Source organism: Pseudomonas sp. S31, from assembly GCF_016648105.1.
GTDB lineage: Bacteria > Pseudomonadota > Gammaproteobacteria > Pseudomonadales > Pseudomonadaceae > Aquipseudomonas.
Map to the genome: position 1 here is coordinate 92580 of NZ_JACVVE010000026.1, position 11227 is coordinate 103806.

Below are 11227 nucleotides of genomic sequence, written 5' to 3' on the forward strand. Positions count from 1 at the left end.
TGTTCTGCCTGGCCTGTTATCATCAAGCACAGATGTGTGACGATTTAATGGCAAATAAGGAATGCTTGTGAACAACCTGCTCGGCCACCCCCGTGCCCGCCTCGCCAGCCTGGCGACCCTGGTACTGGTCATCCCACTGGGCGCTCGCGCCCTGCTGGGCTGGTCCGATCCGTTCGGATACCTGTCGGATCTCGCGATCGGCAGCCTACTGTTGGTGGTGCTGCAGCGCCGTGCCTGGTGGCTGGCCTTGCCGCTACTGGTGGTCTGGGGAGCCCTCTGGGTAGCCTCGGCAGAACTGGTCAGCGCCGTCGGCAGGCTGCCGACCACCGCCGACCTGGGCTACCTGTTCGATCCGCAATTCATGGAAAACTCTACCGGCGGAGGCTTGGCCCATGCCTGGTTACCAGGGGCGATGGGTGCCGGGCTGGTGCTGTGGCTGGCCAGTGTCTGGTGTAGCCGCGGCCAACCGCGCCGGGCCCTGCCACGCCCGGCCTGGGCCGCCGTCGTGGTGCTGTTCGGCGCGCACTGGGCGGGCCAGCACCTGGCCCCTTCGGATGCAGACCAATGGCGCCAGTACAACCTGCCGCACCAGGCGCTCGCCGCCGCAGCCGGCAACCTGCAACACCGGGCAATGGTCTGGAGCGGCCAGCAAACGCCAGTAACAGCGCTGCCCAGCAGCGGCCTGACCCAGTCCGACCTCAGCGGCCACAAGCTGCTCAGCGCACCGGGCCAGGCGCGCAACGTGCTGATCGTCACCCTCGAAGGTATCCCGGGCGCCTACCTGCGTGCCAACCGCGAGGCGCTGCCCAGCCACTACGACGCCGACCTGATGCCCAAGCTCAGCCGCTGGGCCGAACGCGGCATGAACACCCCCGACTACGTCGTGCACACCCACCAGACCATCCGTGGGTTGTACGCCATGCTTTGCGGCGACTACGACAAGCTCGCCAACGGCACACCCAAGGGCACCGAACTGTTGACGCAGAACCTGCGCAACCAGTCCTGCCTGCCCGCGCAGCTGCGCGATGCCGGGTTCAGCACCCACTTCCTGCAGGGCGCCGGCCTGCGCTTCATGGCCAAGGACCGGATCATGCCGCACATGGGCTTCGATCAGGTGCACGGCATGGAGTGGTTCCGCAACCCCAACTACCTCAAGTTCCCCTGGGGCAAGGACGATCGTGCCTTCTTCGAGGGCGCGCTGGGCTACATCGATGACCTGCGCAAGCAGGACAAGCCGTGGATGCTCACCTTGCTGACCGTGGGCACCCACCAGCCCTATTCGGCGAACGAAGAGTACCTGCAGCGCTACGACTCGCCGAAGCAAGCGGCCGTGGCCTACCTGGACGACGCGCTGGATGCGTTCCTGGGCAATCTGGAGCGCCAGGGCGTGCTCAAGAACACCCTGGTGGTGATCACGTCCGACGAGTCCCACGGCATCGATGGCGTGCGCCTGGCATCGTCATGGGGCTTCAACCTGACCCTGGCGCCCGAGCAGGCCGAACTGCCCCGTATCAAGCGCGGCACCTACGGCCATGTCGACCTGGCCACGTCGCTGCTCGACTATTTCGCCCTGCCGATTCCGACCGACCTGGCCGGCCGCTCGCTGTACCGCGACTATGACACCGGCCGCGAGATGATCTCCTTCACCAATGGCATGCTGCGCTATCACAACGGCCACGGCATGTTCACCGAATGCGACTTCCAACAGCGCTGCCGTACCTACGCCAGCGACGGGTTCATCGCCGACCAGGCCAAGTACCTCGGCCCCGGCAACGACGGTACCGGCCAGCAGATCAGCGACCTTGCCGCCGTGCTCGACCAGTCCCTGCTGCGCACCCCGCTGAACCTGCGCTACCAGTTCGGCGGCCCGGCGCGGATCAAGCTGCAAAAGCGCGTGCATGACGATTGGGCCGACAACCTGATCGGCGCTCAGTACCTGGAAATGCCTGAAGGCTCGCATACCCGCGTGCGGATCAAGGTGCGTTCGCTGGACCGTCGCCACGATGCCCTGATCCAGCTCAAGGCCAAGGAATTCGAAAAGGACGTTTCCGTGGGGTTGCCCGGTGAGCTGCGCGTGAGTGCCGACAAGCCGCTGGAAATGGAGTTCGGCTTCGACAACCCGACGGTGCGCAAGGCATTCTCCTTCCACCTGCTCGGCTATGGCGGTGGCGCGGTGGAGATCAGCGACTTCAGCGTGATCACTGCACTGCCTGGGGATGAAGAGCCGGTGCCCGAGACCGCCGACGCAGCCGCCGAACAGTCGAGCTGAAACTCGGCCCGGGCTACAGCCCGGGCCGTGTAGGAGCGGGTTCACCCGCGAATGCGTCGGTAACGCCCCCTCAGCGAATCTGGTGCTTGTGCAACAACCGATAGAACGTCGGCCGTGACACCCCCAGCACCTTGGCGGCAATGCTCAGGTTGTCGCTATGGCGATTGAGTACATCGCACAAGGCCTGACGCTCGGCCCGGTGCTTGTAGTCCTCCAGCGTACCCAACGGCTGCTCCTCGGTGTCTATCGTATGCAGCCCCAGGTCCTGGGCCTCGATTTGGCGCCCCTCGGCCAGCACCAGGCCGCGCCGCACCCGGTTGGCCAACTCGCGCACGTTGCCTGGCCAGGAGTGTCGCCCCATGGCGGCCAGGGCGCTATCGCTGAACGAACGAGGCCGACGCCCGGTTTCCAGGCTGTAGAAGTGCGAGAAGTGGTTGGCCAGCATCGACAGGTCTCCATGCCGGTCGCGCAACGGCGCGGTGACAACCTGCAACACATTCAGCCGGTAATACAGGTCTTCGCGAAAACGCCCCTGCTCGATAGCCTTCTCCAGATCGACATGGGTCGCCGCCAATACCCGTACATCCACGGGGATCGGCTGACTACCGCCCACGCGCTCTATGTGTTTTTCCTGCAGGAAGCGCAGCAGGTTCGCTTGTAGCTCGAGCGGCAGGTCGCCAATCTCGTCGAGGAACAGGGTGCCGCCGTTGGCCGCCTCGATCCGCCCGACTTTGCGCTGGTGCGCACCGGTGAACGCGCCCTTCTCATGGCCGAACAACTCGGACTGGATCAAGTGCTCGGGAATCGCCCCGCAATTGATCGCGATGAAAGGCTGTTCATGGCGCAACGATTGGCGATGCAGAGTCCGGGCGACCAGTTCCTTGCCGGTGCCGCTTTCGCCACGGATCAGCACCGGCGACTCGGTCGGTGCCAGCTTGCCGAGCAGCTTGCGCAGCTCACGGATCGGCCGACTTTCACCCAGCAGTTCGTGCTCGGGCTCGTCCACCCTGACCGTGCCCTTGCCACGCAGGCGCGCCATGCCGAAGGCGCGGCCCAGAGTCACCTGGACCCGCGACACATCGAAAGGCAAGGTATGGAAGTCGAAGAACCATTCACAGACGAAGTCACCGACATTCTGGATGCGCAACTCCTCGGCGCTGAGCACGGCGATCCATTCGGTGTTGCTGCGCTTGATCATGTCCTTCACCGCGTCGGGATGACGCAGGTGCGAGGCCTGCAGGCGCAACAGGCCGACATCGCAGGGATATTCCAGGGCAAGATCGAGGGAACAGCTGTGCACGTCCCACCCGGCGCTACGCAAGCCAGGGAGAAGGCGGTGGCAATCGTCGCACGGGTCGACGATGAGCAAGCGGCGTTGGGCTGCGGTTTCGTGCATGACCGTTCCTTGGCGCCAAATTGTGGTTTTTTGCGTGAAAACAGTAAGTTGCGACGCCCGAATTAACAGTAGCAACGAACTTGACGCCCCCCCCTACCGTTTGTCTGCTAAATGCTACTGCGCCAACCGCTGCCAGGAATTTTCCCAACTTAACGGCGTCACACGCGGCGGCGGGCAAGAAACTTTGAAACCGCCGAAAAAAAATTTACAACTGCCATGTGACTTGAACACCGACTTGGAGCATCAGTACGAATAACCCCGCGCTGCGCATCTCGATAATGCAGAAGCGATGCCAGAACAACCGCGGACGACATTTCGATGTTTGGGACCATAGAGAGACCGAACCATGAACGCCCCGCTCCGTGTCAACGAAGCACTGCTGATTGCCGACCACGCCTTCGAACCTTTCCAGTGTGTAGTCTGGGATGCCCCCAACGGCACTGGCGAGCTGAGCCTGGCAGTGATCGACCGGACCAGCACGCGTATCGGCAGCAAGCAAGTTTCCTCGCGCATCTATTCCGACCCTGCGCAATGGGCCTGCCTGATCGAAGAAGTGCGAGCCGAACTCTGTGAAAAAGGTTACGACCTGCAACCCTGGTCGATGCCAAGGTAATATCGTCGGTGGCCTAAAAGTGCGTGCTTGCCACGCACTTGGGTAACTTCCCCCCGCCGCACCCATTGTGGGGGATGGCAACTTTCTTTATTGCGACATAGTGTCGCGCCCTTCTTTAATTACCCTTCACGCTGAACTGATCGAGGTGCTGGTAATCGGCCAGTAGTTGCTCAGCCAATTGCCGTGCCCGGCCCAGACGCACGGGGGCCAGTTCCATGTCGACCAGCACCGTCGCGCAGGGCATCGGCGCAAGCGGCTGCCAACGCTGCAGGCGGCCGTCGGTGAACACGAGGCAGCGTTGAACCTCGTGCGGATGCGCCTTGCGCCGCGCCAGCAACCAGTCACGGGCTTGCTCCAAAGCGGCCAGCAATGGCGTGCCGCCACCAGCGCCGAGTGCACGCAACCAGGGCTGCAGGGCAGCCGATGCCTTCAATCCATGCCGTTGCCACTGCGGCGCGCCGCCACTGGCGGTCAGCAGCGCCAGGCGCGCCCGCTGGCGATACGCCTGGTCGAACAGCTCCGCCAGCACGCCCTTGGTGGTGGCCAGCGCCTGGTGGCGGCGGGTCGAGGCCGAGGCATCGACGATCACCAGCCACAATACCGGCGCCTGGCAGCGGCGCTGCTGCCAGCACAGGTCCTGGCGTTGCCGCGGACGGCCTTTGAGCAGCGTCGGCAGCCAAGCCACGCGACCGCTGGACGACGGGCGCGCTCGCCCGCCCCGCGGGCCTGTCAGATTTCCGACACTGGGCCTGGCATCCGCCGCCTGCGGGTGCGGGCGGATGCTCAGGGCTTTTTTGCCCAGTTCGGCACCTCGCGACGGGGACCGCTGCCGACCGGCTGGGCCGGCAACGCCCCCCAATCACCCGGCCCACCCTGCTCGGCGGCGCCCTGGCCCCCAGCATCGGGGGCCGGCGCCGGCGCGCTGGAAGGGCTATCGGGCGCGGGTTCACGACGCCGGTGGCGCAGGGCGAACTCGGCAACGGCCTCGACATCCTCCTCGGCGATGGCCTCGGCGCCGCGCCAGGCGCAATGGGCGCGCGCGGCACGCAGCCAAACCAGGTCGGCGCGCAGGCCATCGACCCCGGCGGCGAAGCAACGCTCGGTGATCCAGGCCAACGCCTGGTCGTCGAGAGCGATGGCTGCAAGGCGCTGCCGCGCCTGCTGGCAGCGCTGGCGCAGTTGATCCTGGGCCGCTGACCACTGGGCGCTGAAGGCTTCGGGGTCGCTGTCGAAGGCCAGGCGGCGGCGAATGATCTGCTGGCGGGCCGCAGGCTCTGGCAACCCGTCGAGCAGCACATTCAGGCCAAAGCGGTCGAGCAACTGCGGACGCAGTTCGCCCTCCTCGGGATTCATGGTGCCGATCAGCACGAAGCGGGCACTGTGGCGGTGGGAAATACCATCGCGCTCGATACGGTTGGTGCCGCTGGCCGCCACGTCGAGCAGCAGGTCGACCAATGTATCGGGCAGCAGGTTGACCTCGTCGACATACAACACACCGCCGTCGGCCTGGGCCAGCACACCGGGCGAGAACTGCGCCTTGCCCTGCCCCAGCGCGACATCCAGGTCCAGCGTGCCGACCAGGCGTTCCTCGCTGGCGCCCAGCGGCAAGGTCACGAACGGGCCTTCGCCCAGCAGGTCGGCCAGGCCACGGGCCAGGGTGCTCTTGGCCATGCCGCGCGGGCCCTCGATCAGCACGCCGCCGATCTTCGGGTCAATGGCGGTCAGGCACAGGGCCAGCTTCAGGTCGTCGGCACCCACCACGGCCGCCAGCGGAAATTGCACGGGTTCACTCATCTCAAGCCTGTTCCTCGCCGTCGAGCAGTTGCGCCTCGAGGGCTTCGCGGTAGTCGCCCGGCTGCTCCCACAAGCCACGCTGCTGGGCTTCCAGCAAGCGTTCGGTCAGGTCGCGCAGCGCTTCGGGGTTGTGTTGACGCATGAAGTCGCGGGTCGCCGGGTCGAGCACGTAGGCATCGGCCAGCGACTGGTAATGGTGGTCGTCGATCAGGTGCGTGGTGGCATCGAAGGCGAACAGGTTGTCGACGGTCGCCGCCATCTCGAACGCCCCCTTGTAGCCGTGTCGCTTGGCCCCGTCGATCCACTTGGGGTTGAGCGCCCGGGCGCGGATCACCCGGTTGAGCTCTTCCTTGAGGGTGCGGATGCGTGGCCGATCGACCTGGCTGTGATCGCCGTGGTAGCTCGCCACCGTGGCCTCGCCCAGGGTTTCCGAGGCCGCCAGCATGCCGCCCTGGAACTGGTAGTAGTCGTTGGAGTCGAGCAGGTCATGCTCGTGGTTGTCCTGGTTGTGCAGCACCGCCTGTACCTGGCCCAGGCGCGTGGCGAACTGCGCCCGCGCCGGCGTGCCATCGTCCTGGCCGCCATAGGCATAGCCACCATGGTTGAGGTAGACCTCGGCCAGGTCCTCGCGGCTGTGCCACAGGCGCCCGTCGATGGCATTCTGCACACCCGCGCCGTAGGCCCCCGGCTTGGCGCCGAACACCCGCCAGCCGGCCTGGCGCGCGGCCTGCTCGGCCTCGACGCCTTGTGCCTGCAAGGCCTGGCACTCGGCGCGCACGCGTGCGGCCAAGGGGTTGAGGTCGTCCGGCTCGTCGAGCCCGGCGACCGCCTGCACCGCCGCATCGAACAGGCGGATCAGGTTGCCGAAGGCATCGCGGAAGAAGCCCGAGACGCGCAGGGTCACGTCCACCCGCGGGCGGTCGAGCAGGCTCAACGGCAGGATCTCGAAGTCATCGACACGCTGGCCACCGCTCGCCCACACCGGGCGCACCCCCATCAGCGCCATGGCCTGGGCGATATCGTCGCCGCCGGTGCGCATGGTCGCCGTGCCCCATACCGACAGGCCCAACTGGCGCAGATGGTCGCCGTGGTCCTGCAGGTGGCGTTCGAGAATCAGGCTGGCCGAGGCGAAGCCCAGGCGCCAGGCGGTAGTGGTCGGCAGGTTGCGCACGTCCACGGTGTAGAAATTACGCCCGGTCGGCAGCACGTCCAGGCGCCCCCGACTGGGCGCGCCGCTGGGGCCGGCCGGCACGAAGCGCCCCGCCAGTGCGGCGAGCAGCCCATTGCGTTCGGCAGCGCCGCAGGCGTCGAGGTTGGGGGCGACGTCCTCGCACAGCGCCTGCACGACCTGCTGGACCGCCTGCCATTGCTCGCCCGGCGGCAGCTGCAGTTGGCCAGCCAGGGCTTGTTCGATCACCTGCAGGGCAAACAGCTCCAGGCGTTCGCGGGTGTCGCCACAGGTGCGCCAGGTGCTGTCGTCGAGTGCTTGCAACAGCGCTGGGCGCGGCCCAGCCCAAGGTTGGCCAAGGTCGCAGTCGAGCGGATCGAAACCCAGCGCCAAGGCCTTGGCCAGCACCCGTGGCAGGCTCGCATTGCCGCCCCGGCCATCGTCGCGCTCGACGCGCAGCAGGGCCAGCAGCGTATCGCGGCGCAGGCGCCCTTGGGGTGACTGGCCGAACACATGCAGGCCATCGCGGATCTGCGATTCCTTGAGGTCACACAGGTAGGTGTCCAGGCGTGGCAGCCAGACGGCGGCGTCGTCCAACTGGTCTTCCAACTGCAACTCGCGGTCGATATGGTTGGCCTTGACCAGTTCGAGGATGTCGCGCTGCAGCTCGCGGGCGCGGCGCGGATCCAGCAGTTGCGCCTCGTAGTACTCGTCGGCGAGACGCTCCAGGTGCCGCAAAGGCCCGTAGGTCTCGGCGCGGGTCAGCGGCGGCATCAGGTGGTCGATGATCACCGCCTGGGTGCGTCGCTTGGCCTGGGCGCCCTCGCCCGGGTCGTTGACGATGAACGGGTAGATGTTCGGCAGCGGGCCCAGCAGCGCGTCCGGCCAGCACTGCGCCGACAACCCCACACCCTTGCCCGGCAGCCATTCCAGGTTGCCATGCTTGCCGACATGGATCACTGCGTCGGCGGCGTAGACGTGGCGCAGCCAGAAATGGAACGCCAGGTAGGCATGCGGCGGCACCAGGTCGGGGTCGTGATACACCGCGCTGGGGTCGACCTGGTAACCGCGCGCCGGCTGGATGCCGACGAAGGTCTGGCCAAAACGCAGGCCGGCCACCATCAGCCGACCGCTGCGGAACATCGGGTCCTGCTCCGGCGTTCCCCAGCGCTCCAGCACGGCCTGGCGATTGGCCTCGGGCAAGCGGGCGAACGCGGCCTGGTAGTCGACCAGCGCCAGGCTCTGGGCACAGGGGCGCAAGTCAAGGTGGTCAAGGTCATTGGTCACGCCGCCGAGCAATGCGTGAATCAGTTGGGTGCCGCTGTCAGGCAGGTCGGCCACCGGGTAGCCCTCGTCGCACAGCGCGGCAAGGATGTTCAGGGCGGCGGCCGGGGTGTCCAGGCCAACACCGTTGCCGATACGGCCATCGCGGGTCGGATAGTTGGCCAGCACCAGGGCCACACGCTTCTGTGCGTTGGGCAGGCGCGCCAGGTTGACCCAGTGCCGCGCCAGCTCAGCGACGAAATCCATGCGCTCGGGGTGGGCGCGGTAGCAGACGACATCGGCCTGACTGCGCTCGCTGCGCCAGGCCAGGTCCTTGAAACTCACCGGCCGGGTGATGATGCGCCCGTCCAGCTCCGGCAAGACGATGTGCATGGCCAGGTCGCGGGCGCCCAGGCCCTGTTCGCTGGCTTCCCAGGCCGGCTGGTTGTCCTGGGCGCAGATGGCCTGCAATACCGGGATGTCACGCTTGAGCGGCCGCAGGTTGGGTCGCTCCGGGCTGGACAGGGCGAAGCCGGTGGTATTGATCACCACCTCGGCGTCCACTGCGTCCAGCCACTGTTCGAGCTGCTCCAGGCAGGCACTCTCCTTGAGGCTGGCCAGGGCCACCGGCAACGGGTTCAGCCCCGCCGCCAGGAGGCGCTCGCAGAACACGTCGATAAAGCCAGTGTTCGCGGCCTGCAGGTGCGAGCGATAGAACAGCAGCGCCGCCACCGGCTGCTCCGGGTGCCAGTGGCCGTACCAATCCTCCAGGCTGGCGCTGCCCTTGGCCGGGTGATACACGGCGGTGCGCGGCAGCGCTTGCGGTTCCACCCAGGGGTACTGGCGGCCGAGCCACAGACTGGCCATGCAATTGAGCAGGTTCAGGGCGTTGGCCTTGCCGCCCTGGCGCAGGTAGTGCCAGAGCCGCTCGGCCTGCGCCGGGGCAACGGTGCTCAGACCAGTGAGTTCCGGGTCGGGGCGATCGTCGCCTGGCACCAGGATCAGCTGTATGCCACGGGCGGCCAGCTCGACCAGTTGCTCCACGCCGTAGCGCCAATAGCCGACGCCGCCATGCAGCGACACCAGAATCACCTTGGCGTGACGCAGCACCTGGTCGACATAGAGGTCGACCGAGGCATGGTTCTGCACCTGCATGGGATTGGCCAGGCGCAGCGTGGGAAAGTCGTCAGGCAGTTGCTCGGCGGTGTCGGCGAGCAATGCCAGGTGCGAATCGCCGCTGCAGAGAATCACCAGCTCGGCGGGAGTCTGGCCAAGGTCGGCAATACTGTCATCCGGCACGAAGCCGCCGGGCTGGGTCCGCAGCAGGTGCATGGGTCAGGCGCCCAGGGCCTGGCGCAGGCGCGCCTCCAGTTGCGCAGCGTCCAGCTCCTGGCCAATCAGTACCAGGCGGGTGATGCGCGGCTCGTCGGCGCGCCAGGCGCGGTCGAAGTGCTTGTCGAAACGCGTGCCCACGCCCTGCACCAACAGGCGCATCGGTTTGCCGGGAATGGCGGCGAAGCCCTTGGCGCGCAGGATACCGAACTCGACCACGAGCTGGGTCAAGGCATCGAGCAGCAGGCTTTCGTCGGCTTCGGGCAGGTCGATGGAGATGGAGTCGAAGGCATCGTGGTCATGGTCATCATGGTCGTCACCATCGTGGTGCGAGTCGTGGTGGGTACGGCGGCCATCGATGTGCGCCTCGGCCTCGGCACCCACGCCAAGCAGAACGTCCAGTGGCAACCGGCCGCTGGCTGCCTCGATCACCTTGACCGCTGGCGGCAGCTCTTCGGCCACCTCGGCGCGGACCTTGGCCAGCCCTTCGGCGTCGATCAGGTCGGCCTTGTTCAGCACCACCAGGTCGGCGCTGGCCAGTTGGTCGGCGAACAGCTCGTGCAGCGGCGACTCATGGTCGAGGTTAGGGTCGAGCTTGCGCTGGGCATCGACCTGGTCGGGGTAGGCAGCGAAGGTGCCGGCGGCCACGGCCGGGCTGTCGACCACGGTGATGACCGCATCGACGGTGCAGGCGTTGCGGATTTCCGGCCACTGGAAGGCTTGCACCAGGGGCTTGGGCAGCGCCAGGCCGCTGGTTTCGATAAGGATGTGGTCGAGGTCGCCGCGACGTGCCACCAGTTCGCGCATCACCGGGAAGAACTCTTCCTGCACGGTGCAGCACAGGCAGCCGTTGGCCAGTTCGTAGACGCGGCCGCTGGCTTCTTCTTCGGTGCAGCCGATGCTGCATTGCTTGAGGATCTCGCCATCGATACCGAGCTCGCCAAATTCGTTGACGATGACCGCGATGCGTCGGCCCTGTGCGTTGTCGAGCATATGGCGGAGCAAGGTAGTCTTGCCCGAGCCAAGGAAGCCGGTGACGATGGTGACAGGGAGTTTGGCCAGTGTTTTCATGTCGCGTTGCCCTTGGCAGGTTGGCGCGGGCATGCGGGACGACAGCCCCGGGACCAGGCCGGCCGGGCTCGTTCGCCACCGGATCACCCCGCCCGGTTGAAAGTCGAAATCGCCTCGAGGCAGGTCTCCTGGCTTGCACCGTTCGGCCCTGGGCCCCAGGGCTTGCGGATGACGCCTTCCCGCGCCGTGGCGCAGTGGCTGTGTCGATCCAGGGGGTGCTTACAGTTGCGGGGGCAGCCGCGGCTTGGACCGCGTTCCCATCTTAGCTTCGGCATGGCCGAAGAACCTCGAAGCGGCAAGGCTACGCGGGGGGTGGCTGGG

At 66.5% G+C, this 11227-nt stretch carries 7 protein-coding genes and 1 riboswitch; of the genes, 2 read left to right on the forward strand and 5 right to left on the reverse strand.

Annotated features, from left to right (window positions below):
- Positions 1-67: 67 nt before the first annotated feature.
- Positions 68-2269 (forward strand): LTA synthase family protein, encoded by a 2202-nt coding sequence (locus IAE37_RS19090; RefSeq protein ID WP_201176031.1) that lies wholly within the window; start codon positions 68-70, stop codon positions 2267-2269.
- Positions 2270-2339: 70 nt separating this feature from the next.
- On the opposite strand, the gene IAE37_RS19095 is transcribed toward IAE37_RS19090, so the two are convergent.
- Positions 2340-3665 (reverse strand): sigma-54 dependent transcriptional regulator, encoded by a 1326-nt coding sequence (locus IAE37_RS19095; RefSeq protein WP_201176032.1) that lies wholly within the window; start codon positions 3663-3665, stop codon positions 2340-2342.
- 346 nt (positions 3666-4011) lie between these two features.
- Here IAE37_RS19095 and IAE37_RS19100 point away from each other — a divergent pair, with 346 nt between their 5' ends.
- The gene (locus tag IAE37_RS19100) at positions 4012-4278 is read left to right on the forward strand and encodes a hypothetical protein (RefSeq protein ID WP_201176033.1); all 267 of its coding nucleotides are present in this window, start codon (positions 4012-4014) and stop codon (positions 4276-4278) included.
- 115 nt (positions 4279-4393) lie between these two features.
- Here IAE37_RS19100 and IAE37_RS19105 read toward each other — a convergent pair whose 3' ends face one another.
- The 4 genes from IAE37_RS19105 to cobW form a co-directional block, all read right to left on the reverse strand.
- Entirely contained in the window at positions 4394-4963 is a 570-nt protein-coding gene (locus IAE37_RS19105) for a vWA domain-containing protein (protein WP_201176034.1), read from the reverse strand.
- A gap of 98 nt (positions 4964-5061) precedes the next feature.
- Positions 5062-6072: an ATP-binding protein gene (locus IAE37_RS19110; RefSeq protein ID WP_201176035.1), complete on the reverse strand. Its 1011-nt coding sequence runs from the start codon at positions 6070-6072 to the stop codon at positions 5062-5064.
- A gap of 1 nt (position 6073) precedes the next feature.
- The gene (gene cobN, locus IAE37_RS19115) at positions 6074-9835 is read right to left on the reverse strand and encodes a cobaltochelatase subunit CobN (protein WP_201176036.1); all 3762 of its coding nucleotides are present in this window, start codon (positions 9833-9835) and stop codon (positions 6074-6076) included.
- 3 nt (positions 9836-9838) lie between these two features.
- Complete coding sequence (gene cobW, locus IAE37_RS19120; RefSeq protein ID WP_201176037.1) at positions 9839-10906, reverse strand: cobalamin biosynthesis protein CobW; 1068 nt, start codon at positions 10904-10906, stop codon at positions 9839-9841.
- Between the two features lie 101 nt (positions 10907-11007).
- Positions 11008-11211: riboswitch (cobalamin riboswitch) on the reverse strand.
- Positions 11212-11227 lie beyond the last annotated feature (16 nt).